22 protein-coding genes are annotated in these 25,618 nt (G+C 70.4%); 12 read left to right on the top strand and 10 right to left on the bottom strand.

The genetic code is table 11. From position 1 onward, the window contains the following. The first annotated feature begins 196 nt into the window (after window positions 1–196). On the top strand, window positions 197–1,675 hold the full coding sequence (locus ACFYR3_RS06190) for a cellulase family glycosylhydrolase (protein WP_389281733.1): 1,479 nt from the start codon (window positions 197–199) through the stop codon (window positions 1,673–1,675). A gap of 11 nt (window positions 1,676–1,686) precedes the next feature. Then, window positions 1,687–3,405 (top strand): glycoside hydrolase family 6 protein, encoded by a 1,719-nt coding sequence (locus ACFYR3_RS06185; protein WP_389281731.1) that lies wholly within the window; start codon window positions 1,687–1,689, stop codon window positions 3,403–3,405. Window positions 3,406–3,434: 29 nt separating this feature from the next. Here ACFYR3_RS06185 and ACFYR3_RS06180 read toward each other — a convergent pair whose 3' ends face one another. After that, window positions 3,435–4,205, bottom strand: a complete 771-nt coding sequence (locus ACFYR3_RS06180; protein ID WP_389281729.1) for a phytanoyl-CoA dioxygenase family protein — start codon at window positions 4,203–4,205, stop codon at window positions 3,435–3,437. Window positions 4,206–4,346: 141 nt separating this feature from the next. Between ACFYR3_RS06180 and ACFYR3_RS06175 the strand changes: the two genes are divergently transcribed. Both ACFYR3_RS06175 and ACFYR3_RS06170 read left to right on the top strand, forming a co-directional pair. Further along, window positions 4,347–5,312 carry a methyltransferase domain-containing protein gene (locus tag ACFYR3_RS06175; RefSeq protein ID WP_389281727.1) on the top strand — a complete coding sequence of 322 codons (966 nt, stop codon included), beginning with the start codon at window positions 4,347–4,349 and terminating at the stop codon, window positions 5,310–5,312. Window positions 5,313–5,441: 129 nt separating this feature from the next. After that, window positions 5,442–6,143, top strand: a complete 702-nt coding sequence (locus tag ACFYR3_RS06170) for an SDR family oxidoreductase (protein WP_355840335.1) — start codon at window positions 5,442–5,444, stop codon at window positions 6,141–6,143. A gap of 43 nt (window positions 6,144–6,186) precedes the next feature. Here ACFYR3_RS06170 and ACFYR3_RS06165 read toward each other — a convergent pair whose 3' ends face one another. From ACFYR3_RS06165 to ACFYR3_RS06150, 4 genes are all read right to left on the bottom strand, one after another. Further along, window positions 6,187–6,882, bottom strand: a complete 696-nt coding sequence (locus ACFYR3_RS06165) for a glycoside hydrolase family 75 protein (RefSeq protein ID WP_355840336.1) — start codon at window positions 6,880–6,882, stop codon at window positions 6,187–6,189. A gap of 178 nt (window positions 6,883–7,060) precedes the next feature. Beyond that, entirely contained in the window at window positions 7,061–7,852 is a 792-nt protein-coding gene (locus ACFYR3_RS06160) for an aldo/keto reductase (RefSeq protein WP_355850052.1), read from the bottom strand. A gap of 219 nt (window positions 7,853–8,071) precedes the next feature. Further along, a complete protein-coding gene (locus ACFYR3_RS06155) occupies window positions 8,072–9,898 on the bottom strand; it encodes an AMP-dependent synthetase/ligase (protein ID WP_355849836.1) in 1,827 nt (608 codons plus the stop codon). Between the two features lie 301 nt (window positions 9,899–10,199). Next, window positions 10,200–11,072 carry a LysR substrate-binding domain-containing protein gene (locus ACFYR3_RS06150; protein ID WP_389281724.1) on the bottom strand — a complete coding sequence of 291 codons (873 nt, stop codon included), beginning with the start codon at window positions 11,070–11,072 and terminating at the stop codon, window positions 10,200–10,202. A gap of 171 nt (window positions 11,073–11,243) precedes the next feature. Here ACFYR3_RS06150 and ACFYR3_RS06145 point away from each other — a divergent pair, with 171 nt between their 5' ends. Further along, the gene (locus tag ACFYR3_RS06145; protein ID WP_356782093.1) at window positions 11,244–12,359 is read left to right on the top strand and encodes a bile acid:sodium symporter family protein; all 1,116 of its coding nucleotides are present in this window, start codon (window positions 11,244–11,246) and stop codon (window positions 12,357–12,359) included. On the opposite strand, the gene ACFYR3_RS06140 is transcribed toward ACFYR3_RS06145, so the two are convergent. Both ACFYR3_RS06140 and ACFYR3_RS06135 read right to left on the bottom strand, forming a co-directional pair. Then, window positions 12,292–13,545 carry a DUF4185 domain-containing protein gene (locus ACFYR3_RS06140; RefSeq protein ID WP_355849842.1) on the bottom strand — a complete coding sequence of 418 codons (1,254 nt, stop codon included), beginning with the start codon at window positions 13,543–13,545 and terminating at the stop codon, window positions 12,292–12,294. The two genes, ACFYR3_RS06145 and ACFYR3_RS06140, sit on opposite strands and share 68 nt — an antisense overlap. 10 nt (window positions 13,546–13,555) lie before the next feature. Beyond that, entirely contained in the window at window positions 13,556–15,439 is a 1,884-nt protein-coding gene (locus ACFYR3_RS06135; RefSeq protein WP_389282016.1) for an exo-alpha-sialidase, read from the bottom strand. 365 nt (window positions 15,440–15,804) lie between these two features. Between ACFYR3_RS06135 and ACFYR3_RS06130 the strand changes: the two genes are divergently transcribed. Next, window positions 15,805–16,347, top strand: coding sequence for an isochorismatase family protein (locus ACFYR3_RS06130; protein ID WP_355849848.1), 543 nt, complete (start codon window positions 15,805–15,807; stop codon window positions 16,345–16,347). Between the two features lie 23 nt (window positions 16,348–16,370). On the opposite strand, the gene ACFYR3_RS06125 is transcribed toward ACFYR3_RS06130, so the two are convergent. Then, the gene (locus ACFYR3_RS06125) at window positions 16,371–17,099 is read right to left on the bottom strand and encodes an SDR family oxidoreductase (protein ID WP_355849851.1); all 729 of its coding nucleotides are present in this window, start codon (window positions 17,097–17,099) and stop codon (window positions 16,371–16,373) included. A 139-nt stretch (window positions 17,100–17,238) separates the two neighbouring features. On the opposite strand from ACFYR3_RS06125, the gene ACFYR3_RS06120 reads away from it, so the two are divergent. Then, the gene (locus tag ACFYR3_RS06120) at window positions 17,239–18,054 is read left to right on the top strand and encodes a LysR family transcriptional regulator (protein WP_389281722.1); all 816 of its coding nucleotides are present in this window, start codon (window positions 17,239–17,241) and stop codon (window positions 18,052–18,054) included. 73 nt (window positions 18,055–18,127) lie between these two features. Here ACFYR3_RS06120 and fdhD read toward each other — a convergent pair whose 3' ends face one another. Then, window positions 18,128–18,991 carry a formate dehydrogenase accessory sulfurtransferase FdhD gene (gene fdhD / locus ACFYR3_RS06115; RefSeq protein ID WP_355849857.1) on the bottom strand — a complete coding sequence of 288 codons (864 nt, stop codon included), beginning with the start codon at window positions 18,989–18,991 and terminating at the stop codon, window positions 18,128–18,130. Window positions 18,992–19,215: 224 nt separating this feature from the next. Beyond that, entirely contained in the window at window positions 19,216–20,187 is a 972-nt protein-coding gene (locus ACFYR3_RS06110; RefSeq protein ID WP_389281720.1) for a 2-dehydropantoate 2-reductase, read from the bottom strand. 312 nt (window positions 20,188–20,499) lie between these two features. Here ACFYR3_RS06110 and ACFYR3_RS06105 point away from each other — a divergent pair, with 312 nt between their 5' ends. From ACFYR3_RS06105 to ACFYR3_RS06085, 5 genes are all read left to right on the top strand, one after another. Then, complete coding sequence (locus ACFYR3_RS06105) at window positions 20,500–21,831, top strand: OFA family MFS transporter (RefSeq protein WP_355849863.1); 1,332 nt, start codon at window positions 20,500–20,502, stop codon at window positions 21,829–21,831. Beyond that, complete coding sequence (locus ACFYR3_RS06100; protein ID WP_355849866.1) at window positions 21,800–21,934, top strand: hypothetical protein; 135 nt, start codon at window positions 21,800–21,802, stop codon at window positions 21,932–21,934. The genes ACFYR3_RS06105 and ACFYR3_RS06100 overlap by 32 nt, the downstream gene beginning before the upstream one ends. A 135-nt stretch (window positions 21,935–22,069) precedes the next feature. Continuing rightward, entirely contained in the window at window positions 22,070–23,017 is a 948-nt protein-coding gene (locus tag ACFYR3_RS06095; RefSeq protein WP_355849869.1) for a beta-ketoacyl-ACP synthase III, read from the top strand. Between the two features lie 156 nt (window positions 23,018–23,173). Next, window positions 23,174–23,848: a GntR family transcriptional regulator gene (locus ACFYR3_RS06090; protein WP_389282014.1), complete on the top strand. Its 675-nt coding sequence runs from the start codon at window positions 23,174–23,176 to the stop codon at window positions 23,846–23,848. A 546-nt stretch (window positions 23,849–24,394) separates the two neighbouring features. Further along, window positions 24,395–25,576, top strand: coding sequence for an ROK family transcriptional regulator (locus tag ACFYR3_RS06085; RefSeq protein WP_355850060.1), 1,182 nt, complete (start codon window positions 24,395–24,397; stop codon window positions 25,574–25,576). Window positions 25,577–25,618 lie beyond the last annotated feature (42 nt).

The following is a 25,618-nucleotide window of genomic DNA, read 5'->3' as shown; positions in this document are numbered from 1 at the left end:
GTGGGAGCGCTCCCATATTGGAGAGAGGGGTGTGAGGGGTCAAGGTGCTCGAAGAGTCGAAATGATTCGATTGATCAACAGTGCAACTCCTCTGTCCAACAACGGAACTTGGCGCTAGCTTCATCGGCACCAGTGGGAGCGGTTCCATCAGTCGACGTGTCGATCAAGGCGCGTCAGAGCTGCAAGGAGTCGCTTCATGCGTCACCCCCCGCGTTTGTCTCTTTTAGTGATCGGCGCCGCGGTCGCCCTTGTGGGCACGGCCGTCGCGCCGGTCGTCACGGCTTCGGGAGCCACACCCGCGTGCACGGTGGAGTACTCGGTCACCGGCCAGTGGGACACCGGCTTCCAGGGCGCCGTGAAAATCACCAACAACATGGCCGCGCTGAGCAGTTGGAGTCTCGGCTTCGACTTCTCGGGCGGCCAGAAGGTCACCCAGGGCTGGAGTGCCAAGTGGTCCCAGTCCGGCACGACGGTGACGGCGTCCAACGAGAGCTGGAACGGCTCGTTGGCGACCGGCGCGAGCGTCAGCGCAGGGTTCCTCGCCTCCTGGTCGGGAAGCAACGCGGTGCCGACGGCCTTCCGGCTCAACGGCACCACCTGCAATGTGGACGCCCAGCCGACGCCCACACCCACCCCGACCGACCCGCCGCCGACGAGCGGTGAGGCGCCGAAACTGCATGTCTCGGGCAACAAGCTGGTCGACTCCGCAGGAGCCGGCCGCAGGCTGCTCGGCGTCAACCGCTCCGGCGGCGAGTTCATGTGCGTCCAGGGCTACGGCTTCTTCGACGGTCCCGTCGACGACGCCTCCGTCAAGGCGATCGCCGACTGGAAGGTCAACACGGTCCGCATTCCGCTGAACGAGGAGTGCTGGCTCGGCCTGTCCAACATCAAACCGGAGTACGCCGGGGCCAACTACATCTCCGCGGTCAAGGACCTGGTGGCCAGGGTCGAGGCGCACGGCATGACCCCGGTCCTCGATCTGCACTGGACGTACGGCCAGTACACGGGCAACTCGGCGGGCTGCTCCGACGTGCACGCCACCTGCCAGAAACCGATGCCCGACGCGCAGTACACCCCGTCCTTCTGGGCCTCGGTGGCGAGCAGCTTCAAGGACGACCAGGCCGTCGCTTTCGACCTGTTCAACGAGCCCTACCCGGACCGCGCGACCTCCACGACCACCCAGGCGTGGACCTGCTGGCGCGACGGCGGCACCTGCCCCGGCATCTCCTACCCGGTCGCCGGGATGCAGAGCCTGGTCGACTCGGTACGCGGCACCGGCGCCAAGAACCTGATCCTGGCCGGCGGTCTCGCGTACTCGAACGACCTGAGCCAGTGGCTGACGTACAAGCCCAGTGATCCCACGGGCAATCTCGTCGCCGCGTACCACGTCTACAACTTCAACACCTGCGCGAGCGAGAGCTGCTGGAGCTCGACACTCGCCCCGGTGGCTGCCCAAGTCCCCCTCGTGGCGGGGGAGATCGGGGAGAACACCTGCTCCCACTCCTTCGTCGACACCGTCATGAAGTGGTTCGACGACCGGGGGCTCTCCTATCTCGGCTGGACCTGGAACACCTGGGACTGTTCCTCCGGTCCGTCCCTGATCTCGAACTACGACGGAACTCCGACCTCCTACGGCATCGGGCTGCGTGACCACCTGCGCGCCCTCAACGGATAAGGAACCCGCACATGAGCCGCGCAAGAACAGCACTTCTCGGGGCACTCGCCCTGATCGCGGCGGGATCGGGCGCCGCCTCGGCGGTCCCCGCCGACGTCGGCACGAACGCGGTCGCCGCCATCCCCTGCACCGTCGACTACAAGGTGCAGAACCAGTGGGACACCGGCTTCACCGCCGCCGTCACCGTCACCAACAACGGTGCCGCCAAGTCCAGTTGGTCGGTGAAGTGGGCCTACGCCGGCAATCAGAAGGTCACCAACTACTGGAACACCAAGCTCACCCAGAGCGGCACCGCCGTCACCGCGAACAACGAGACCTACAACGGCACGCTGGCCACGGGCGGTTCGGTCAGCTTCGGCTTCAACGGCTCCTACAGCGGCAGCAACGCCCTGCCCACCACCTTCACGCTCGACGGCGTGACCTGCAACGTCGACGACGGCAGTGGCGGCGGGGGAGGCGGAGGCGGCACCGACCCCTCCGGCAAGGTCGACAACCCGTACGCCGGCGCCAAGGTGTACGTGAACCCGGAGTGGTCGGCGAAGGCCGCCGCCGAGACCGGCGGCAGCCGGATCTCCAACCAGCCCACCGGTGTCTGGCTCGACCGGATCGCCGCGATCAACGGCGCGTCCGGCAGCATGGGCCTGCGCGCCCACCTCGACGCGGCGCTCGCCCAGAAGGGCACCGGTGAAGAGGTCGTCCAACTCGTCGTCTACGACCTGCCCGGCCGCGACTGCGCCGCCCTCGCCTCCAACGGCGAAATCGGCGCGACGGAGATCGACAAGTACAAGACGCAGTTCATCGACCCGATCGCGGCGATCCTCGCCGACAGCAAGTACGCCTCGCTGCGGATCGTCACGACCATCGAGATCGACTCGCTGCCGAACCTCGTCACCAACACCGGCAGCCGCGCCACCGCCACCCCCGCGTGCGACACCATGCTCGCCAACGGCAACTACGTGAAGGGCGTCGGCTACGCGCTCGCCAAGCTCGGCGCGATCCCGAACGTCTACAACTACCTCGACGCCGGCCACCACGGATGGCTCGGCTGGGACGACAACTTCGCCCCCGCCGCCACCATCTTCAAGCAGGCCGCGACCGCCGAGGGCGCGACGGTGAACGACGTCCAGGGCTTCATCACCAACACGGCGAACTACAGCACCCTCAAGGAGAACAACTTCACCATCAACGACACGGTGAACGGCACCTCGGTGCGCCAGTCCAAGTGGGTGGACTGGAACCGCTATGTCGACGAGCTCTCCTTCGCGCAGGCCTTCCGCACCCAACTCGTCTCGGTCGGCTTCAACTCCGGTATCGGCATGCTGATCGACACCTCCAGGAACGGCTGGGGCGGCACGGCCCGGCCCGCCGGACCCGGTGCGACGACCAGCGTCGACACATACGTCGACGGAGGGCGCTACGACCGCCGTATCCACATCGGCAACTGGTGCAACCAGTCGGGCGCGGGCCTCGGCGAGCGGCCGCAGGCGGCACCGGCGGCCGGCATCGACGCCTATGTGTGGATGAAGCCTCCGGGCGAGTCCGACGGCTCCAGCACGGCGATCGCGAACGACGAGGGCAAGGGCTTCGACCGGATGTGCGACCCCACGTACACGGGCAACGCCCGCAACGGGAACAGCCTCTCCGGCGCGCTGCCGAACGCCCCGCTCTCCGGGCACTGGTTCTCCGCCCAGTTCCAGGAGCTCATGAAGAACGCGTACCCGGCACTGTGACCGGCTGAGCGCGCGCGGTCCGCCAGGGGTCAGTTCTCCTTCCCCAGCCCCTGGCGGATCGCGAACTCCACCGCCGAGTAGTCCCCGTCGGCCCGCTCCAGCTCCAGGGGCGCCGCCGGGGACAGCGGCGGCTGTGCCATGAACCGGGGCCGGCTCCCGTGGTGCGGCTGCGCCGCGTGCACCAGGAAGGGATGACACAGGTATACGTCGCCGGGCCGGCCGGTGGCGTACGCGACCGGCCGGTGCGCCGACGCCTCGACCAGCCGCGGCGCGATGTCCAGCCCCGAGACGCCCTTCTCCCCGTACGGCTCCAGGAGCGGCGGCACGTCCAGGTGCGAGCCGACGCGGATACGGGTCGGGGCGTCCTCGGGACCCACCTCGGTGAACAGGAACAGCATCAGCAGCGCGCGATCCCTGGAACGCAGATTGGCGTAGTACCAGCTCGCGCCCTCGGGCAGATAGCTTCCCTCGATGTGCCAGCCCGCGTCGTCCGGCTCCTCGTCGTGCGGGAATCGCAGCGGGAAGCTGCCCAGCGAGTAGCGCGGCTCCCAGCGGCCCTCCCCGAGCAGCAGGTCGAACGCGTCATGCAGGGCGGGCGAGTTGACCGCGGCGGCGAAGGGACCCTGGGCCATCCCGGAGATCCAGCGCACGGGCTCGGTCCAGGTGGCGGGGTCGTCCGGGGAGCAGCCCGTCTCGTCCCACAGCAGCCGGACGCAGTCGGCGGCGACCCGCGACGGGAAGGCGCCCTCGATCCGCACGAAGCCGTCCTCGAGGAAGCGCTCCAGCATGACGTCGTCCATGCGGCCATGCTCGATGACCGGTCCCCGCGGGCGCATCCGGTTTTCCGGCGGTGCTCCTTTTTTGCCGTTCGAGCAACACGACTGGCCGTTTCCGGGAGTGGCGGCGCACGCTGTCCCCATCCCGAGAGAGAGGCTTGTCCCATGGCACAGGACCACGACCACGACCACGGCAGCGGTCACGGCCCGGCACCCCACCACGGCCCGGCGCAGGATCACGGTCACGGACCCGCGGGGAACCACGGGCACGCTCACAGCCACGACCACACCCACATGGACTTCTCCCAGATGCTGCCCATGCTGGTGCAGGAGGCGGAGCTGTTCACCCCGGCCTACGTCGAGGCGGCCGAGTGGCTGCGGGAGCAGCGGCCCGAGCCGGGACTGATCGTGGACGCGGGCAGCGGCCCCGGAGTCATCTCCTGTCTGCTCGCCGAGAAGTTCCCCGGCGCGCGGGTCGTCGCCGTGGACGGCGCCGAGCCCCTGCTGGCGGAGGCCCGCGCCCGCGCCGAGCGGCTCGGTGTCGCCGACCGCTTCAGCACGGTCGAGGCCGAACTCTCCGAGGGCATAGGTGACTTGGAGTACCCCGCGGACCTGTTGTGGGCCAGCAGGTCGCTGCACCATGTCGGCGATCAGCGGGCCGCTCTCGCGGGCTTCGTCCGCAGCCTTGCGCCCGGTGGCACCCTCGCGTTGCTGGAGGGCGGCCTGCCCACGCGGTTCCTCCCGCGCGACACCGGCATCGGCCGGCCCGGCCTGGAGGCCCGCATCGACGCGGTGCACGACGAGTGGTTCACCCGTATGCGGGCCGAGCTGCCCGGATCGGTGACGGAGACGGAGGACTGGCCCGCACTGCTCACCGCCGTCGGCCTGCGCCACACGGCGACCCGCACCTTCCTCCTCGACCTCCCGGCCCCGCTCTCGGACGAGGCTCGCGCCTTCGTCCGCACCGTCCTCACCCGCCGCCGGGACGGCCTGGCCGATGGGCTCGACGCCGAGGACCTCGCCACGCTCGACCGGCTCCTCGACCCGGACGACAAGGCGAGCGTGCACCACCGCCCGGACGTGTTCGTCCTGACGGCGATGACGGTGTACGTGGGGGTCAAGCCGGAGTAGTCCCGGTGACCGTCACCCGGCCGCCGGGGCGACGGGCGGGCCTTGACATCGAGTGTGCTCCAAGTGATGAACTCCCGGAGTTCTGTGCACAGTTGGCCCGTCCGGGCCGGACACTGCTGGGGGTACACCATGACCGACTCTCCCGTCGCGCTCATCACCGGAGGCGGAAGCGGTATCGGAGCCGCGGTCGCCCGCCGGTTGCTCGACGCCGGGCACCGGGTGGCCGTCACCGGTCGCGGTGCGGAGAGGCTGCGCGGTTTCGCCGAGGAACTCGGCAACCCCGAGGGGCTGTTGACGGTCGTCGGGCACGCGGCCGAGTACGACCAGGTGCGGGCGGCGGTCGAGGCGACGCTCAAGGAGTTCGGGCGGCTCGACACCGTCGTCGCCAACGCCGGTTTCGCCACCCATGACACGGTCGCGGAGGGCGACCCGGCCGGCTGGTCCGAGATGGTGCTGACCAATGTGCTGGGGCCCGCGCTGCTCATCAGGGCGTCCATCGACGCGCTGAAGGAGGCCCGTGGCCGCATCGTGCTGATCGGCAGTGTCGCCGGGCATGTGAACACGCCCGGCAACATCTACGGCGCGACCAAGTGGGCGGTGACCGGGCTCGCCGAGAACACCAGGCGCCAGGTCACCGAGTACGGCGTGGGCGTGACCCTCATCTCGCCCGGCCGGGTGGAGACCCCGTTCTGGGACAGCTACGGCAGCCTGCCGCCGGGACACCTGCTGACGGCGGACCAGCTCGCGGACTCGATCGTCTGGGCGGTGGGCCAGCCGGCGGGCGTCGACGTGAACACCGTGGTCGTCCGCCCGATCGGCCAGCCCGTCTGATGCGGGCCCGGCGGGGCGACGGGCGTCCCCGCCGGGCGGATGCTCAGTTGTTCGCGAGGAACTGCTTGGCCAGCGAGTCCCCGAGCGACACGGCCGCGCTGTGGCTCTCGATGGGCGACACCTGCGAGTTCTTGAACAGGATGTACGTCACGCCCGAGTCGGTCCCGCCCGTCTCCGGGTCGGGGTCGATACCGAGCGCGTTCGCCGTGGCGTACGACGCCTCACCGATGATCTTCGTCGGTCCGGTGTCGCCGACCACCGCGTACTCGACCTTGCCGTTGTATATGACGGCGACCACGCCGCCGCCCTTGATGCCCGAACTCGTGTACTTCCAGATGCTGCTGGTGCTCGGCACGACGACGTAGGGCAGTGAATCGGCGCGCAGCGCCTGGCCGTTGGACTGGTGGAAGGCGGTGTCGTCCTGGAACCAGGGGTCGGTGTCGGAACTGCACTTGCCGGTGACCTGGCCGTCGCAGTCGATGTCCATGTCGGCCTTCCAGAACACGGCGCCGTTCTTGCCGCAGACGGGGATGGTGGCCGAGGTCTCGTCGTCGGTCTTGTACTTGCCGCTCGATATCTGCGAACAGGACGTCACCTTGGCGAGGAGGGCGGACGCGCTGACCGAACCCTCCTGTGCCGAGCGGGGGTTGGCGGTGCCGGAGGCACTGGCCGGGAGCGTGGCGACGGCGAGCAGCGCCGCGCCGACGGCCGCGGACAGGGGCAGTGTTCGAGTGCGCACTGTGGGGGACCCTTCTGTTAGGAAACTTTCCTTACCGGGTTGCCGTACAAAGTGGCCCTCCTTGCATGACCGCGTCAATACCTGCGGCCCAGTTGGTCCGGTCCAGGGACGCGAAAAGGGCCGCCGGCCCGGATGCGGTGAGCATCCGGGCCGGCGGCCCTTTTCGCGGGCGGGCCGGTCAGCCGATGTCGAAGACGGCCGGGTCCGGGCCGATCCGGCGGTCCTCGTTCAGGGCCGAGATCGCCGCGATGTCCTCGGTGTCCAGGGAGAAGTCGAAGACGTCGATGTTCTCCTTGATCCGGGACGGGGTCACGGACTTCGGGATCACGATGGTGCCCACCTGGAGGTGCCAGCGCAGGACGATCTGGGCCGGGGTACGGCCGTGCTTCTGGGCGATGGCGACGATGGCCGGGACCTCCAGGAGGCCCTTGCCCTGGCCCAGCGGCGACCAGGCCTCGGTCGCGATCCCCTGCTCGGCGTGGAACTCACGGGCGGCGCGCTGCTGGAGGTGCGGGTGCAGCTCGATCTGGTTGACGGCCGGGATGACGGACGTCTCGTCGATCAGCTTCGCCAGGTGCTCCGGGAGGAAGTTCGACGTGCCGATGGCCTTGGCGCGGCCGTCCGCGTAGATCTTCTCGAAGGCCTTGAACGTGTCGACGTACGTGCCCCGGGACGGCGTCGGCCAGTGGATCAGGTACAGGTCGACATAGTCCAGGCCGAGCTTCTCCAGCGAGGTGTCGAAGGCGCGCAGCGCGGAGTCGTACCCCTGGTCGCTGTTCCAGAGCTTGGTGGTGACGAAGAGCTCCTCGCGGGCGATGCCTGAGGCGTTGACGGCCTTGCCCGTGCCCTCTTCGTTGCCGTAGATCGCCGCTGTGTCGATGCTGCGGTACCCGGACTCCAGAGCGGTGGCGACCGCCCGCTCCGCCTCGTCGTCCGGCACCTGCCAGACGCCGAAGCCCAGTTGCGGCATCTCGACGCCGTTGTTCAGGATGATCGGGGGGACCTTGCTCACGAGCTCTCGATCCTTCAGTCGTCGGGTGGTACTCGTATCGTCAACGATCACGGGCCGTGATGCATTCCTGACCGGGCTCCCGGTCCGACGAATCGGAGATTGGCTGAAATGATCCGATCAACCGTTGCGGAACCCTGAGAGTCCTCGGCTGCGGCGACGATCCGGACCCGCCCCGGACTACGTCCGGTAGAGCGCCTCGACCTCCGCCGAGTACGCCTTCTCGATCGCCCTGCGCTTCAGCTTCAGCGACGGCGTCAGGAGGCCGTGCTCCTCGGTGAACTGGTTGGCCAGTATCCGGAACGTACGGATCGACTCGGCCTGCGAGACCAGCGTGTTCGCGGCGACCACGGCTCGCCGCACCTCGGTCTCCAGGTCGGGGTCGCGCACCAGATCGCCGGCGGACAGCGGCGGCTTGCCGCGCATCTGGAGCCAGTGGTCGACGGCCTCGGAGTCGAGGGTGACGAGCGCGGCGATGTACGGCCGGTCGTTGCCGACCACTATGCACTGCGCGACCAGCGGATGGTCGCGCACCCGCTCCTCCAGCACGCCCGGCGAGACGCTCTTGCCGCCGGAGGTCACCAGGATCTCCTTCTTGCGCCCGGTGATCGTGAGGTAGCCGTCCTCGTCCAGGGACCCGAGGTCGCCGGTGGCCAGCCAGCCGTCGTGCAGTGTGGCGTCGGTGGCCTTGTCGTTGTTGAGGTAGCCCTGGAACACATGGCCGCCGTTCAGCCAGATTTCGCCGTCGTCCGCGATGTGCACGGTGGTGCCGGGGATCGCCTGCCCGACGGTGCCGAACCGGGTGAGCTCGGGCGGGTTGGCGGTCGCGGCGGCCGTGGACTCGGTGAGCCCGTACCCCTCGTAGATGGTGACGCCCGCGCCCGCGAAGAACAGCCCGAGCCGCCGGTCCATCGCCGAGCCGCCCGACATCGCGTGCCTGACCCGGCCGCCCATCGCGGCCCGCACCTTGGAGTAGACGAGCTTGTCGAAGACCTGGTGCTGCATGCGCAGGCTCGCCGAGGGGCCCGGACCGATGCCCCAGGCCTTGGACTCGACGGCGTCCGCGTAGCGCACGGCGATGTCGACGGCCTTCTCGAAGGGGCCGGATTTGCCCTCTCTCTCGGCCTTGCGGTGGGCGGCGTTGAAGACCTTCTCGAAGATGTACGGCACGGCCAGGAAGAAGGTGGGCCGGAAGGCGGCGAGGTCCGGCAGCAGCGCGGACGCGTTCAGCTGGGGCTGGTGCCCGAACTTCACCTTCCCGCGGAACGCGGCGATCTGCACCATCCGCCCGAAGACGTGCGCGAGCGGCAGGAACAGCAGGGTGGACGCCTCGTCGCCGCGCTTGGAGTGGAAGACGGGTTCCCAGCGTGTGATGACGGTGTCCGCCTCGAACATGAAGTTCGCGTGCGAGATGACACAGCCCTTGGGGCGCCCGGTGGTGCCCGAGGTGTAGATGATCGTCGCGATCGATTCGGGGGTGACCGCGCGGCGGTGCCGGTGGACCACCTCGTCGTCCAGGTGTGCGCCCGCCTCGTACAACTCGTGCACCGCGCCCACGTCGAGCTGCCACAGCTTGTGCAACTGGGGGAGGCGGTCGACGACCGTGGCGACGGTCATCGCGTGGTCCTCGTGCTCCACCATGATCGCCGACACCTGCGCGTCGTGCAGCATCCAGAAGACCTGCTCGGCGGAGGACGTGGGGTAGACGGGCACGACCTGGGCGCCGATCGTCCACAATGCGAAGTCGAACAGCGTCCACTCGTAGCGGGTGGGACACATGATGGCGACCCGGTCGCCGAAGCGGATGCCCTGGGCGAGCATGCCCTTGGCGAGCGCAAGGACCTCGTCCCGGAACTCGGCCGAGGTGACGTCGCGCCACTCTCCCTGCTCGTCCTTGCGGCCGAGCGCGATGTGGAGCGGGTCTTCCCGGGCATGGTCGAAGACGACGTCGGCCAGGCCGCCCACCGGCGGCGCCGACGCCAACGGGGGGTTGGTGAACTCGCGCAATACCGCTCCTCGTGGCGCTCCGCACAGCGCCGTGAAAGCTACCCCACCATGCGACGGGGCGGGAGGGGCCTCGAACCGCCGAGGGGTGCGGCGTCCGCACAGGTCAGCAACGCAAATATCCCCACAAGGGGAAGGGTAGGACAAAAATCCTTACGCTTCCGTAGGTTTCAGGTTCGTAATCTCCACGGAATCGCTACGACCCGGCGCCGGAACCAGACATCGTCGGGCGCAGAATCGGAACATCTGATTCCGCAACTGATGCGGACCTCGTCCTGCCTCTCGCCATGCCCCTGGCAAGGCCCTAGCTCCGTTGTCCCCGGTGCAGCCGGTCGCCGCCCGCGAGGATCGCTGTCGCGAGCGCGTCCGCGGCCCCCTGCGCGGAAGGCCGCCGGTGGCCGTGCACCAGCACGAAGTCGACCTCGCCGAGCTCCGGGAGCCCCGCTCGCTCCGGCACCCGGACCAGGCCGGGCGGCACGAGTCCCCGTGAGTGGGCCATCACGCCGAGACCCGCGCGGGCCGCCGCGATCAGGCCGTTGAGACTGCCGCTCGTACAGGCGATGCGCCACGGCCGGCCCTGGCGTTCCAGCGCTTCGAGGGCGAGCGCGCGGGTGATGCCCGGGGGCGGGTAGACGATCAGCGGGACGGGGCGGTCCGGGTCCAGCCGCAGCCGCTGGGCGCCGATCCACACGAGGCGGTCGTGCCAGACGAGTTCGCCCCGCGGGTCCTCGGGCCGCCGCTTCGCCAGCACCAGGTCGAGATGCCCGGCGGCGAGCTGTTCGTGGAGGGTGCCGGAGAGCTCGACCGTCAGCTCCAGGTCCACCTCGGGATGGTCGGAACGGAAGCCCTCCAGGATCTCCGGCAGCCGGGTCAGCACGAAGTCCTCGGACGCGCCGAAACGCAGCCGCCCGCGCAGCCGTGTCCCGGTGAAGAACGCCGTCGCCTGCTCCTGCACCTCCAGGATCCGCCGCGCGAACCCGAGCATCGCCTCGCCGTCCTCCGTGAGCTCCACGGAGTGCGTGTCGCGCGAGAAGAACTGCCGCCTCGCGGCGTCCTCCAGCCGGCGCACATGCTGGCTGACCGTGGACTGGCGCACTCCCAGCCGCCGGGCGGCCTGCGTGAAGCTCAGCGTCTGGGCCACCGCCAGGAACGTACGCAGCTGGGAAGGGTCGTACACACCCCCACGTTATCGCGATACGTGATGACAGTCAGAGCGGTATGACGGATTCCCGATCGCGGCCCCGGAGAGGACGATGGAGAGGGCACGACCCGCCGATGACGAACAGACGCACCGAACCGAGCAACCGAGCAGTGGAGCACCGTGAAACGCCTGCAGTGGCCGAGCTGGATGCCGGTCGACCCCTACATCCTGCTGCTGCTCGGGACCGTGGGCCTCGCCGCCCTGTTCCCGGCGAGCGGTACGGCAGCGGACGTCGCCTCGGGCGCGTCCACGGCTGCCATCGCGTTCCTCTTCTTCCTGTACGGAGCCCGCCTGTCCACGCGTGAGGCGGTGGCCGGACTCAAACACTGGCGGCTGCACGGCACGGTGCTGATCTGCACCTTCGTGGCGTTCCCGCTGCTCGGCCTCGCCGCTCGCGGACTGGAGCCGGTGTTCCTGACACACGACCTCTACACCGGCCTCCTCTTCCTCACCCTCGTCCCGTCGACCATCCAGTCGTCCATCGCCTTCACCTCGATCGCCCGCGGCAACGTGCCCGCGGCGATCTGCGCGGGCTCCTTCTCGTCGCTCGCGGGCATCGTCATCACCCCGCTGCTCGCGGCGGTCCTCCTCGGCAGCAGCGGCGGCGGGTTCTCCGCCGACTCGGTCGTCAGGATCGTGCTGCAACTGCTCGTGCCGTTCGTGGCCGGGCAACTGCTGCGCCCCTGGATCGGCGCCTTCATCACCCGCCACAAGAAGGTCCTCGGCTACGTCGACCGCGGTTCGATCCTGCTCGTCGTGTACACCGCGTTCAGCGAGGGCATGGTGCAGGGCATCTGGAGCCAGGTCAGCGCCGCGCGGCTGGCGGGGCTCCTCGTCGTCGAGGCACTGTTGCTCGGCGTCATGCTCCTTCTGACCTGGTACGGCGCGAAGGCCCTGCGCTTCAACCGGGAGGACCGGATCGCCATCCAGTTCGCCGGGTCCAAGAAGTCACTCGCCTCGGGCCTACCCATGGCCGGTGTCCTGTTCGGCGCTCACGCCTCCCTCGCCGTGCTCCCGCTGATGCTGTTCCACCAGATGCAGCTCATGGTGTGCGCGGTGATCGCCAAGCGCCGCGCCCGCGACCCCGAGGTGACCGGTGAGTCCGGCCCGACGGGTCCGAACCAGCGGTCCGGCACCGGGGGGACGACGGGCGCGGGCGGAACGGCCGGCGGAGCGGGCGGGTCCGGCGGGTCCGCTAGGTCCCAGGTCTCCCCAGCCGCAACGTCACGAATCGCGGTCGGTACAGGGACACGTTCCGGCTGAGATTCGCCGCCGCGCCCGCCGCGCCCGTGGTGTCGAGCCAGTTGACGTCGTAGCTGAGGACGATCCGGTCGCCGTCGCCGTCGCCGTCGCCCAGCTCCGGGTGCGCCTGCGGGTTGTACGCGGCCACGTCGCCCCCGGGCAGCGACGGGCTGAAGCCGCGGGTGGGCCCGTGCCAGGGCCCGGCCGGCGCGCACGCCCAGTACGAGGTGATCGTGGTCAGGCCCGCGGCGCCCGCCGCCATCGTGAACAGGACGTAGGTGCCGCCGTCCCGCACCACGGTGAACGCGCTGCCCACGCCCGTGCGGCGGCCGTCCCCGAGCACCGGCGCCGGACGTCCGCGCGCCGTCCACGCCGAACCGTCCCAGTACTCCCACGCCCCCGGTTCGCCGAGCCTGCCGCGCGGCACCCGTGCCACGTACGCCTGGGAGGCAGGGCGCGCGGCGGCCCGCCCGTCGTCGCCCCCGAAGACATACGTCCACGCGCCGGCGTCGACGGCCGCGGTGCCGAACAGCACGCGCCGGGAGGGGTCCGTGACCGTCCGCTGGTCCAGGACCGTGGTGATGCCTTCGAGGCGCAGTCCGGGCAGCGAGAGCGTGGCGACCTCGGTGGCGGAGGGCACGCCGTAGATCCACGGCGCCTGTCCGGCCGTCCGGGTCCACAACAGAACCCGGACGACACGTCGGTCCGAACCGGGAGAGCGGGGTTCGACACGGGCGGCGACCGGCCAGCGCCATTGCAGTGGTGCCGGGTCGGGGAAGACGGGTGCGGGCAGAGTGGTCAGCAGTCGGCCGTCGCGGGACATCACGACCGCCGAGTTGCGCACCAGGGGCGTGCTCGCGTCGCGCCAGGCGTACGACTCGCCGACCGGGTTCGGAGGTGCGTGCACCAGGCCGAGATAGGTGTCCGAGAACAGCCACAGCACCCGGCCGTCCGGCAGTCGCACCGAGTGGGACCCGTCCCCGCCGGTCCAGTCGTCGGCGCGGGTACCGTCGTCGCCGTACCGGGCGAACTCGCCCGTGAGCCGGGTGTTCGCGGCCCAGGACGTGAGGGTGCGGGCGCCGCACGTGGCACCGCCCTCCCGGTCGTGGTCCGGGAGGACGGTGAGCAGCACGGCCGCCGAGACCAGGGCCAGCAGGATGCCGAGCCCGGTCCCGTTCCGCCGCCCTGTTCGTGCGTCGTCGGGCACGGACGGGACGTTAGTGGTCCCCGCTCACATGGTCCATGGGGAGCCACAGGACGGTGTCCCGGGTCATCTGCCGCGAGGGCGGCGCCGACAGCTCGTCGTCGCTCAACGCCCGGTCGTAGACGCGCACATCGTCGATCGCCCCGGTGAAGTACGCCCGACTGTCCATCCGTTGCCCGATGTGCACCCCGAACGGCGAGTTCCGGCTCACCGATCCGGGCACGTCCGCGGTGCTGATGGTCGTCCCGTCGATGAACAGCGTGAGCTGTCCCCCGCCGCGGCGCAGCGCCAGATGATGCCACTGGCCGTCGTTGAACGCGTCGGTGGTGCGCACGAACGCCGTGGCCGGGGGCGACGCGCCGTTCCTGGTGGTGATGAGACCGGTGATCCGGTTGGACGCGGGCTCCCCGCGCAGCCACACCTGCGGCTGCGTCGTACCGATCCCGCCCATCCACAGCAGCGGCTGCTCACCGCTGGTGGCCGTGTAGCGGAACCACAGGGACGCCGTGAAGTCCTGCGTCCCCAGCGGCAGTCGGTCCTGATACGGCAGCCGCACGGCGTCGTCGGTGCCGTCGAACTCCATCGCGTCCCCGAGGACGCCCGTCGTCTGCCCCGCGCCGCCGAGGACCGCTGCCCGCCGGGTGAAGGGAGCGAGGTCGGCCGTCGTCGGATCCGGGCCACGGCGCGGCTGGAGCCAGTCCTCGGTGAAGCGGGCGAAGCGGATCTCGTCGCGCGCGTCGACCGCGCCGCCCTCGTACATCAGACCCACGGTGTCGCCGCCGATGCGCACCAGGTCGGAGTAGCCGGACCAGTCGGTGGTGACGACCGTTCCGCGGTCCACGCTGTCCCAGGTGCGTCCGCCGTCGTACGAGGAGCGGACCGTCATCGTCCGGCGGCGGTCCGGATCCGCGGGGCAGGACAGTAGGATCCGGTCGCCGACGCGCAGGGTCGAGCCCTGCACCTGGGGCGCGTAGAGGTCCGGGACGTCACGGAAGGGGGAGACGAAGCTGTCGCCGCCGTCCCTGCTGACCGCCTGGGTGCGGTGCCCGAGGTCGGTGCCGTCCTGCTCACGGCCGCTGACCAGGACCGATCCGTCGGTGCGCTCGGTGAGCGTCATCTCGGACGGCTTCTGCCGGAAGGTGCCGTCGTCCGCGATCGGCCAGGAGTCGGTCGCACCGATGTCCCAGTGGTCGCCGTCGTCGTCGCTGGTGATGAGCGCGGCGTTGTTGGCGGTGACCCGACTGCCTTTCCAGGTCTCGGTGTTGACGGCGAAGACGAGTCGTCCCGCGTGCCGGCCGCGGGTGAGCTGGATGCCGTGCACCGGACCGGTGGCGTACCAGGAGTTCCAGTTCGCGGGCAGGATCTCGTCGCTCAGGTCGCGCGGCTGCGACCAGTTGAGTCCGTCGTCGTCGCTGTACTGGAGATGCGGGGTGCGGTCGCACGGCACCGAGCAGCTCGCGCTGTCCGTACGGCCCGTGTTGTACGTCTCCGCCAGCACGATCCGGCCCGTCTCACGGTCCACGATCGGTGTGGGGTTGCCGTGGGTGTTCCCGCCCCCGTCGTTGACGACCTGGAGCGGGCTCCAGGTGCGCCCGCCGTCGCTGGAGCGCTTCACCACGATGTCGATGTCGGCCGCGTCGCCGCAGTTGAGGACGCGTCCCTCGGCGAACGCCAGCAGCGTTCCCTCGGTCGTCCGTACGACGGAGGGGATGCGGAAGCAGGCGTAGCCCGGATCCTGGGAGGCCTTGAACAGCACCTGCTGTTCGAACTCACCGCCCGGCGCCGCCGGTTCGGCTCGCGCCGTACTCGGGAGCGCGACCAGCGCGGCGATGCTGAGAGCGGCGGTCAGGGCGGCTTGGAGGCGAGTGCGGGATCCGGGTCCTGGCCGGGTGGCCAGGGCGGGTCTCAGGCGCGTGCGGGATCCGGGTCCCGGTCGGGTGGGCAAGGCGGATCGCAGGCGAGTGCGGGAGCGGGGTCCCGGGCGGGCGGCGAAGGTGGATCTGAGACGGCTGCAAAGGCGTGACGGCATGGTGCGACCTGCCCTTCGTACGGCGGCTGGGCAATCCGGATTCTCCGGACATCCCACGTCCAACGTTCGAGCCGCAGACGCTACTTGGGCCCTAATGCACCCCACAAGAAGCATGCACCGGTCGTGTTCACGCCAGATTTCAGCGCCCGTGGGTCCGGCCGACGGAGAACCGTTCACGGGCTTGTTGATCCGGATTTCCGGTACGGACGGCTGATGCGGGCTAACGTTCCGTCATGACCGCACCCGAAGCCGAACCCCGCCTCGCCCTCGATCCGGCGCGCACCGCCCTCGTGCTCGTCGATCTGATGGAGCGCTTCGTGGCGTTGCCCCTGGCGCCGCACAAGGGGACCGAAGTTCTCGCCACCGCCGAGGAGTTGGCGACCTCATTCCGGAAGGCGGGCGCGCTCGTCGTGCTGATCCGGGTCGAGCGGTCCGGAGTCCCGGAGCAGCCGCCCGGCAGCGGACTCGTCGCCGGACTCGTCGCGGAGGGTGATCTGGAGATCGTGAAGCGGACCATCGGCGGGTTCCAGGGCACCGGCCTCGACGAACGGCTGCGCGAACACGGCGTCTCCACCCTGGTGTTCGGCGGTATCGCCACCAACCTCGGCGTCGAGTCGACCGCGCGCGCCGCCGGTGACCTCGGCTACGACCTGGTCTTCGTGGAGGACGCGATGGCCGCGTTCACCGCCCCCGAGCACGACGCCTCCGTCCGTCTGGACTTCCCGCGCCTCGGCACGGTCGTGACCGCCGGCGAGGTGCGCCTCACGGCGGGCTGAGCCGCACCTGAGCCGGCCGGGGCTCACACCAGTACGCCGCCTCCGTCGACCACGACGACCGAACCGGTGCTGTAGCCCCCGCGCATCAGGTACAGATAGGCCTCGGCGATGTCCTCCGGCTCGCCCACCCGGCCGACGGGGAGCGACCCGGCGGCGGACGCGAACAGTCCGTCGCGGTCCTCCTCCGGCAGGTCCCGCCACAGCCCGGTGCGGACCACTCCCGGCGCGACCACGTTCACCCGGATCGGCGCGAGCTCCAGGGCCAGGGCGCGGGTGAGCGACTCCATCGCCCCGCACAGGCTCGCCGCGACGGTGGTCCCCGGCATCGGCCGGCGCCCGGCCGTGCCGGTGGTCAGGACGACCGAGCCGCCTTCGCGGATCGCCGGGGCGCCGTACTTGACGGCCGTGTACGCGCCCCAGAGGCGGGTGTCCAGGAAGCGCCGGGCCCGCGTCGGATCGGACTCGGCGAGGTTCTCCAGCAGCAGCGACTCGCCGGCCGTGTAGACAAGGTGGTCGAAGCCGCCGATCCGGTCGAAGAAGCCGCGGACGCCGTCCTCGTCGGTCGCGTCCAGCACTTGCCCCTCCGCGCCCGACGGCAGCCGCTCCAGGGCGGCGTCCACACTCTCCCGGCGCCGCGAGGCGACCACCACCTCGGCCCCCTCCCGTCCGACCGCCTCCGCCACCGCGAGCCCGATGCCCGCCGTGCCGCCGATCACGACGACCCGCTGCCCTTGCAGACCCCTGTGCCCCATGTCGGTTCCCTTCCGCGTGATTCCCGGGTTCTTCCCGGTGTCCCCAAGCCTGCTCGCGGCCGTGCCCCGTCGTCCAAGACCTCTTTCGGCGCCGGCGATACCCTGAATGCATCGTCGGTGCCACGACGGAAGGGTGATCATGGATCTCGACCTGCGCAAGGTCCGCTACTTCGTGGCGGTGGCCGAACTGCTGCACTTCGGGCGCGCGGCGGAGCGACTGCACATCGCCCAGCCGGTGCTGAGCCGTCAGATCAGGGCACTGGAGAAGGACTTGGACGCGGTGCTCTTCGAACGGGACAGCCGTGGTGTGGCGCTGACCGCAGCGGGGAGCCAACTCCTGGACGACGCACGCCTGTTGCTCGCCACCGCCGACGCGACCCGCGGCCGGGTGCGGCGGGCGGCGCGCGGCCCGCGCCGGCTCGTGGTGGGCTTCAGGGCCGGAGTGGTCGTCACCCGCGCCCTGCGGGCCTTCGGCGCCGCCCATCCCGACGTCGACGTCCAGGCGCGCCGGGTCGAATGGGACGACCAGGAACAGCTGATCCTCGGCGGGACCGTCGACCTCGCCTACGTCCGCCGGCCGATAGAGGAGGAGGGGCTCGCCCTGCTGCCCCTGTTCGACGAGGCCCGCGTCGCGATGCTCCCGGCGGCCCACCGGCTCGCCGGGAAGGAGGAACTCGCCCTCGCCGATCTGGAGGGCGAGGCCTGGCTGCGCTACTCCGACCCCGGGCCGGACGATCTGCCGATCCGGACCATCGAGGAGAAGTTCGAGCGCGTGGCGGGCGGTGCGGGCATCACCCTCGTACCGGAGTCCGTCGCCGAGCAGTACTCACGCCCGGACATCACGTACGTACCGGTCACGGACGCGCCACCCGACCAGGTGTTCCTGGCCTGGGAGAGGAGTCGCCGCACGCCCCTGATCGCCGCGTTCGCCGAGGTCGCGGGGGTCCGGGGCTGAGGCGGGGCCCCTCCGGCGCAGGGGGCGCTCCCCGCCGTTCGGGGCCCCGCCGCCGTGTCGCGGGGAGCCGGTGTCAGCCCTGGGCGGCCGTGGCCCGCAGGGCGATGCGGTGCTCGCCCGCGTACACGTTCATGTTGGCGCCCCGCAGGAAGCCGACCAGGGTCAGGCCGGTCTCCGCCGCCAGGTCGACGGCCAGCGACGACGGAGCGGAGACCGCCGCCAGCACCGGGAGGCCCGCCATCACCGCCTTTTGCACCAGCTCGAAGGACGCCCGGCCGGAGACCAGCAGGACCGTCCGGGACAGCGGGAGCGTGCCGTTCTGCAGGGCGCGGCCGACCAGCTTGTCGACCGCGTTGTGCCGGCCCACGTCCTCGCGCACGTCGACCAGCTCGCCCTCCTCCGTGAACAGCGCCGCCGCGTGCAGGCCCCCGGTCCGGTCGAAGACCCGCTGGGCCGCGCGCAGCCGATCGGGGAGGCGCGCGAGCAGTTCGGGCTCCAGCCGCACCGGGGGAGTGGTGCCTCCCTCCGTGTCGTCGATGGTCCAGCGGGCCGTCGTACGGACCGCGTCCAGGCTCGCCTTGCCGCACAGACCGCACGACGACGTCGTGTACACGTTGCGTTCGAGGCTGATGTCGGGGATGACGACACCGGGCGCCGTCCGCACGTCGACGACGTTGTACGAGTTGGAGCCGTCCACCGTGGCCCCCGCGCAGTAGACGATGTTCTGCAGCTCGTCGGCCCGGCCCAGCACTCCCTCGCTCACCAGGAAGCCCGCGGCCAGCGCGAAGTCGTCGCCCGGGGTGCGCATGGTGATCGCCAGAGGCTTGCCGTTGAGGCGGATCTCCAGCGGTTCCTCGGCGACGAGCGTGTCCGGACGGGTGCTCACGGCCCCGTCCCGGATGCGGATCACCTTGCGTCGTTCCGTGACTCGTCCCATGTCCTGATCAGTCCCGCTTCCGTACGTGCGGCCGGCCGGATCGGCCCTTCCTGCGGCGGTTGCCCTGCGGGTCACCGGATCGTCGGGAGGGGAGGGTGACCTTCGCGTTTCTCATTGTCCTGTACGTACGCCGCGGGCCGGACCTGTACGTGTGCCGCGGGGCGGTCCCGCACGTGCGGGACCGGGGCGCATGTCGCTTCGGCCGTCGGCGGCCCGCTCCGCGGTCATGCCGCCGTCCGCAGCGCGAGCAGATCCGAGATGGCGTACACGGTACGCAGCGTCGGCACCGGAACCCCGGTGATCTCCGCGAGTTCCACGACGGCCGCGAGCAGCACGTCGAGTTCCAGCGGCTTGCCGCGCTCCAGGTCCTGGAGCGTGGAGGTGCGGTGGTCGCCGACGCGCTCGGCACCCGCGAGACGCCGCTCGATGGACACGCCCACCTCGCAGCCGAGGGCCTGGGCGACGGTCAGCGTCTCGGTCATCATGATCTCGATGACCTTGCGCGTTCCGCCGTGCAGGCACATCTGCCGCATCGTGGCGCGGGCCAGCGCGCTGATCGGGTTGAAGGAGATGTTGCCGAGCAGCTTGAGCCAGATGTCATTGCGCAGGTCCGGTTCGACCGGGCATTTCAGCCCGCCTTCCCGCATGGCGTCGCTGAAGGCCCGGCAGCGCGCCGAGACGGACCGGTCCGGTTCCCCGATGGAGAACCGGGTCCCTTCGAGGTGGCGGACGACGCCCGGTCCCTCCAGCTCGGTCGCGGCATACACGACGCACCCGATGGCCCGCTCCGGCGCCAGCACCGCGCTGACCGCGCCGCCGGGGTCCACGCTCTCCACCCGGTGGCCGTCGTGGGGTCCGCCGTGCCGGTGGAAGTACCACCAGGGAATGCCGTTCTGCGCGGCGATCACAGCCGTGGTGTCGTGCAGCAGCGGCTCGATGAGCGGCCCGCACGCCGCGTACGAGTTGGCCTTCAGACCGAGGAAGACGTAGTCGACCGGACCGATGTCGGCCGGGTCGTCGGTGGCGTGGGCGCGTGCGGTGAAGTCCCCGCGCGGGCTGATGACTTGGACGCCGTGCTGCCTCATGGCCGCGAGATGCGGTCCACGGGCGACGAGATGCACGTCGGCGCCGGCGCGGTGCAGCGCGGCGCCGACGTAGGCGCCGATCGCACCGGCGCCGAGAACTGCGACTCTCACTGGGTGGCGCTCCGTTCGGTCGAGGGTACCGAGGAACTTCCGAACTCTGTCGACGAAATATTGTCTACAGGATGGAATGAGCGAGGGCAAGGGGCGGGACGCCGGCGGGGGCAAGGAGGCAAGGGGGCGGCGGGGGCAAGGGGCGGGACATCGGCACGGGCAACGGGAGCCTCTCGTGCGGTGTGCGCGGAGCCCCCTCGGGCCTGCTCCGTGACCGTTCGTCGCGTCAGGGATACCGCTCATCGCATACGGTCGACGAGTTTGCGTCACGCCGCTTCACAGCCGAGCGACCGCTTCCTATCGTCCCGGATCATGAGCCCTCCTGTCGCACCTCCCGGTTGGAGCCGCTGGCTCGTCCCGCCGGCCGCCCTGTCGGTCCATCTCTCCATCGGCCAGGCCTACGCCTGGAGCGTCTTCAAGCCGCCGCTCGAGTCCGCGCTCGGTCTCAGCGGAACGCAGAGCGCGCTGCCCTTCCAGCTCGCGATCGTGATGCTCGGCCTGTCGGCCGCGTTCGGCGGCACGCTCGTCGAGCGCAACGGTCCGCGCTGGGCTATGACCGTCGCCCTCGTCTGCTTCTCCTCCGGCTTCCTCATCGCCGCGCTCGGCGCCGCCACCGAGCAGTACTGGCTGATCGTGTTCGGCTACGGCTTCGTCGGCGGAACAGGCCTCGGCATCGGCTACATCTCGCCCGTCTCCACGCTGATCAAGTGGTTCCCGGACCGGCCGGGCATGGCCACCGGCATCGCGATCATGGGCTTCGGCGGCGGCGCGCTGATCGCCTCGCCCTGGTCCGCCCAGATGCTGAAGTCGTTCGGATCCGACTCCTCCGGGATCGCGCTCGCCTTCCTCGTGCACGGGCTGACGTACGCCGTGTTCATGACGCTCGGCGTACTCCTTGTACGTGTGCCGCGCGGCGAGAAGCCGGTCGTGTCCGGGCCGAGCACGCTCGACGGGGTCCAGGTCTCCGCGCGGAACGCCGTCCGAACCCCGCAGTTCTGGTGCTTGTGGATCATTCTCTGCATGAACGTGACCGCGGGCATCGGCATCCTGGAGAAGGCCGCTCCGATGATCACGGACTTCTTCGGGGGCACCTCCACGCCGGTGTCCGTCTCGGCCGCCGCCGGGTTCGTCGCCCTGCTGTCCGCGGCCAACATGGCGGGCCGCATCGGCTGGTCCTCGACCTCCGACCTGATCGGACGCAAGAACATCTACCGGGTCTACCTCGGCGTCGGCGCCCTGATGTACGCGCTCATCGCCTGGCTCGGGGATTCCTCCAAGCCGCTGTTCATCCTGAGCGCGCTGGTGATCCTCTCCTTCTACGGGGGAGGCTTCGCGACGATCCCGGCGTATCTGAAGGACCTGTTCGGCACCTACCAGGTCGGCGCCATCCACGGCAGGCTGCTCACTGCCTGGTCCACCGCCGGCGTCCTCGGCCCGCTGATCGTCAACTGGATCGCGGACCACCAGAAGGCGGCCGGCAAACACGGCTCGTCCCTGTACGAACTGTCGTTCCTGATCATGATCGGGCTGCTCGCCGTCGGCTTCGTCGCGAACGAGTTCGTACGGCCCGTGCACGCCCGCCACCACATCCCCGCACCGAGGGAGGCCGCCGATGTCGCACGACAGCAGCCCGAGTCCGCCTGACAGGCGAGCGCTGATCGCCTTCGCCTGGCTGTGGGTGGGCGCACCCCTGTGCTACGGCCTCTACGAGCTGATACAGAAGGCGACACAACTCTTCTCGGGCTAGGCGTTCGGGTGTCCGAGAGTCTGACAGAAGCCGACAAGCCTGGCGTCTCAATCCTGTGGCTTCACCTGCCGCCGTACCGGTGAGTCATTGATCAGACTGGTGGATCCCGCTACCGAAGCACGAGGGGGACCACTCATGAACGGCTCACGGATCGCCGCCGTCGGCCATTACCAGCCCGCCAAGGTACTCACCAATGAGGACCTGGCGGGCCTGGTGGACACCAGTGACGAGTGGATCAGGAGCCGCGTCGGCATCCGGACCCGCCACATCGCCGGGCCCGACGAGCCCGTCGACGAGCTGGCCGCGCACGCCGCCGCCAAGGCACTCGCCTCGGCCGGTCTGACGCCGGGCGACATCGACCTCGTCCTCGTCGCGACCTCCACGGCCGTCGACCGCTCCCCGAACATGGCAGCCCGGGTCGCCGCCCGCCTAGGCATCCCCTCCCCGGCCGCCATGGACGTCAACGTCGTCTGCGCCGGTTTCACCCACGCCCTCGCCACCGCCGACCACGCCGTGCGTGCCGGTGCCGCGACCCGGGCGCTGGTCATCGGCGCCGACAAGATGAGCGACGTGGCGGACTGGACCGACCGCACGACGTGCGTCCTCGTCGGGGACGGCGCGGGGGCCGCCGTCGTCGAGGCGTGCCCCGCGGGCGAGGAGCCCGGCATCGGCCCGGTGCTGTGGGGTTCGGTGCCCGAGATGGGCAACGCGGTACGCATCGAGGGCACTCCCTCGCGGTTCGCGCAGGAGGGGCAGAGCGTCTACCGCTGGGCCACGACACAGCTCCCGCCGATCGCCCGCAAGGCCTGCGAGCGGGCCGGCCTCGCGCCCGAGGACCTCGCCGGAGTCGTCCTGCACCAGGCCAACCTGCGCATCATCGAACCCCTCGCCCTGAAGATCGGCGCGGTCAACGCCGTCGTCGCGCGCGATGTCGTCGAGTCCGGGAACACCTCCGCCGCGAGCATCCCGCTCGCCTTCTCCAAGCTCGTCGAGCGCGGCGAGATCTCCACCGGCGACCCCGTCCTGCTGTTCGGCTTCGGCGGCAACCTCTCCTACGCGGGGCAGGTCGTCCGCTGCCCGTGAGGTGGCCTGAGCTGCTCGTCCGGCCCACGCGTACCCGGGTGTGACAAGCCCAACTCCTGTGCCTGCCGGGCGTTTGTGCGCCGTAGACTGTAGGCGAAAGACAATTGACAATCGACTTTCCTATCGCGGCGACGGCGCTGCCCAGGAGGGACCGTGATGTTGTCGACAGGACTGCCTCAGGGAGCGGTACCCAAGCTAGAGCGGCCCGGCCCGCTCCGTGACCGCGTCTACGAGGCGCTGCTCGAACTCATCACCACCCGCGCCCTCCAGCCGGGCCAGCACCTCGTCGAGAGCGAACTCGCCGGTCATCTCGGAGTGTCCCGGCAGCCCGTGCGCGAAGCCCTCCAGCGGCTGAGCACCGAGGGCTGGGTCGATCTGCGGCCCGCCCAGGGCGCGTTCGTGCACGAGCCGACCGAGGAGGAGGCCGACCAGCTCCTCACGGTCCGTACGCTCCTGGAGGCCGAAGCGGCCCGGCTCGCCGCCGCCAACGCGGGCAGTGCCGCCATCACCGCGCTCGAAGACCTGTGCGCGGAGGGCGAGCGGGCGGTCGCCGCAGACGACGTGGACGGCGCGGTCGCGATGAACGCGCGGCTGCACGCCAAGATCATGGAGCTCGCCGGCAACACGGTCCTCGCCGAGCTCGCCGCACAGGTCGACCGCCGGGTCCGCTGGTACTACACGCCGGTGGCCCGCCAGCGCGGCCGGCAGTCCTGGATCGAGCACCGCGAACTGATAGCCGCGATAGCGGAACGCGACGAACAGCGGGCCACCGCGGTCATGCGGGCCCACACGGAGCACACGCGGAAGATGTACCACGACCGCGAGAAGTAGCCGACCGACGGACCCTTCCCCCGGCCCCGCGCGTGCGGGCTCCCCGGGCCCCGGCCCCTGCGCTCGCGCGCGGCTCCCCGGGCCCGAGCCTTGCGCACGGGTCCGGGCCTGAGTCTTGCGCACGGGTCCGGGGCTGAGTCTTGCGCACGGGTCCGGGTCCGGCCCTGACGAGCCCGAGCCTCGCGGCCGAGCCCGGGTTACGAGGTCGGGCCGGCCGGGGCCAGGGGATCGGCGTCCGCGTCCGAACCTGTTTCGGGAGGTCCCGAGGCCCGCTCGTGCGAGCCCACGACCGCCTCCGGCGAGGGACGGCACGGTGCCCAGCGCGCCTCCGCGCCGAGCGGACCACGAAGATCGGCTCGACCCGCGCCGCCGTCGTGAACGACAGATCTTTGTCCTGGGAGTGGAGAAAGTCCGCGGCAATCGCTGCGCGACTTCTTCCAACTCCCGGCAGCCGCTGCTACTTTCCCCTCGAAAGCACGGCCGGTGAGAGTGGCCGGAACCTGACGGACGCAGGCCGATCTGGGCGGGGAGGGGCTCGTGAGACGTATGACGGCACGACCCGCGAACGCCCATCAGGCCCGACTGTTGCGGCTGTTGCGTGACGGTGGCCCCAACTCCCGTGCCCAGTTGGGCGATCAGATCGACATCTCGCGGTCGAAACTGGCCGTCGAGGTGGACCGGCTGCTGGAGACCGGGCTCGTGGTGGCCGACGGACTCGCCGCCTCGCGGGGCGGGCGCCGCTCGCACGGCATCCGGCTCGCGCCGGAGCTGAGATTCCTGGGTGTCGACATCGGCGCGACCTCGATCGACGTGGCCGTCACCAACGCCGAACTGGAAATCCTGGGGCACATCAACCAGCCCATGGACGTCCGCGAGGGACCGGTCGCGGTGTCCGAACAAGTGCTGGCCATGGCCGCGAAGTTGAGGAACTCGGGGTTCGCGGAGGGTTTCGACGGTGCCGGCATCGGCGTTCCGGGTCCCGTCCGTTTCCCCGAGGGTGTCCCGGTCGCCCCGCCGATCATGCCCGGCTGGGACGGCTTCCCGGTCCGTGAGGCGCTCAGCCAGGAACTCGGCTGTCCGGTCATGGTCGACAACGACGTGAACCTGATGGCCATGGGGGAGCAGTACGCGGGCGTCGCACGCTCCGTGGACGACTTCCTCTGCGTCAAGATCGGCACCGGCATCGGCTGCGGCATCGTCGTCGGAGGTGAGGTCCATCGCGGAGCGACGGGCAGCGCCGGCGACATCGGGCACATCCAGGCCGTGCCCGACGGCCGTCCGTGCGCCTGCGGCAACCGGGGCTGCCTGGAAGCCCACTTCAGTGGCGCCGCGCTCGCGCGGGACGCCGTGGAGGCCGCACGGCAGGGACTGTCGGCCGAACTCGCCTCGCGGCTGGAGGCGAACGGCGGGCTGAGCGCCGTCGACGTCGCCGCCGCGGCCGCTGCGGGCGACGCCACCGCGCTCGACCTGATCCGCGAGGGCGGCAACCGCACCGGCCAGGTCATCGCCGCACTCGTCAGCTTCTTCAATCCCGGCCTGGTGGTGATCGGCGGTGGGGTGACGGGTCTCGGCCACACCCTGCTCGCCGCGATCCGCACCCAGGTCTACCGCCAGTCGCTTCCGCTCGCGACCGGCAATCTGCCCATCGTCCTCGGGGAGTTGGGCCCGACCGCCGGAGTCATCGGCGGGGCCCGGCTGATCAGCGACCACCTGTTCTCGCCCGCGTAAGCCACATTTTCCGCCCGCGCAAGCCACCTCCAGGAATCGGAC

It is taken from the genome of Streptomyces sp. NPDC005784, assembly GCF_042871525.1.
Taxonomy (GTDB): domain Bacteria; phylum Actinomycetota; class Actinomycetes; order Streptomycetales; family Streptomycetaceae; genus Streptomyces.
The sequence above is the reverse complement of the archived record's forward strand: the minus strand, read 5'-3'. Positions and strand labels throughout refer to the sequence as shown.

Bases quoted from the DNA above. Each gene is read 5' to 3' on its own strand.
- ACFYR3_RS06190 (WP_389281733.1), top strand. From the start codon at position 197: ATGCGTCACCCCCCGCGTTTGTCTCTTTTAGTGATCGGCGCCGCGGTC.
- ACFYR3_RS06185 (WP_389281731.1), top strand. From the start codon at position 1,687: ATGAGCCGCGCAAGAACAGCACTTCTCGGGGCACTCGCCCTGATCGCG.
- ACFYR3_RS06180 (WP_389281729.1), bottom strand. From the start codon at position 4,205: ATGGACGACGTCATGCTGGAGCGCTTCCTCGAGGACGGCTTCGTGCGG.
- ACFYR3_RS06175 (WP_389281727.1), top strand. From the start codon at position 4,347: ATGGCACAGGACCACGACCACGACCACGGCAGCGGTCACGGCCCGGCA.
- ACFYR3_RS06170 (WP_355840335.1), top strand. From the start codon at position 5,442: ATGACCGACTCTCCCGTCGCGCTCATCACCGGAGGCGGAAGCGGTATC.
- ACFYR3_RS06160 (WP_355850052.1), bottom strand. From the start codon at position 7,852: ATGCCGCAACTGGGCTTCGGCGTCTGGCAGGTGCCGGACGACGAGGCG.
- ACFYR3_RS06145 (WP_356782093.1), top strand. From the start codon at position 11,244: ATGCCGGTCGACCCCTACATCCTGCTGCTGCTCGGGACCGTGGGCCTC.
- ACFYR3_RS06130 (WP_355849848.1), top strand. From the start codon at position 15,805: ATGACCGCACCCGAAGCCGAACCCCGCCTCGCCCTCGATCCGGCGCGC.
- ACFYR3_RS06125 (WP_355849851.1), bottom strand. From the start codon at position 17,099: ATGGGGCACAGGGGTCTGCAAGGGCAGCGGGTCGTCGTGATCGGCGGC.
- ACFYR3_RS06120 (WP_389281722.1), top strand. From the start codon at position 17,239: ATGGATCTCGACCTGCGCAAGGTCCGCTACTTCGTGGCGGTGGCCGAA.
- fdhD (WP_355849857.1), bottom strand. From the start codon at position 18,991: ATGGGACGAGTCACGGAACGACGCAAGGTGATCCGCATCCGGGACGGG.
- ACFYR3_RS06105 (WP_355849863.1), top strand. From the start codon at position 20,500: ATGAGCCCTCCTGTCGCACCTCCCGGTTGGAGCCGCTGGCTCGTCCCG.
- ACFYR3_RS06100 (WP_355849866.1), top strand. From the start codon at position 21,800: ATGTCGCACGACAGCAGCCCGAGTCCGCCTGACAGGCGAGCGCTGATC.
- ACFYR3_RS06095 (WP_355849869.1), top strand. From the start codon at position 22,070: ATGAACGGCTCACGGATCGCCGCCGTCGGCCATTACCAGCCCGCCAAG.
- ACFYR3_RS06090 (WP_389282014.1), top strand. From the start codon at position 23,174: ATGTTGTCGACAGGACTGCCTCAGGGAGCGGTACCCAAGCTAGAGCGG.
- ACFYR3_RS06085 (WP_355850060.1), top strand. From the start codon at position 24,395: ATGACGGCACGACCCGCGAACGCCCATCAGGCCCGACTGTTGCGGCTG.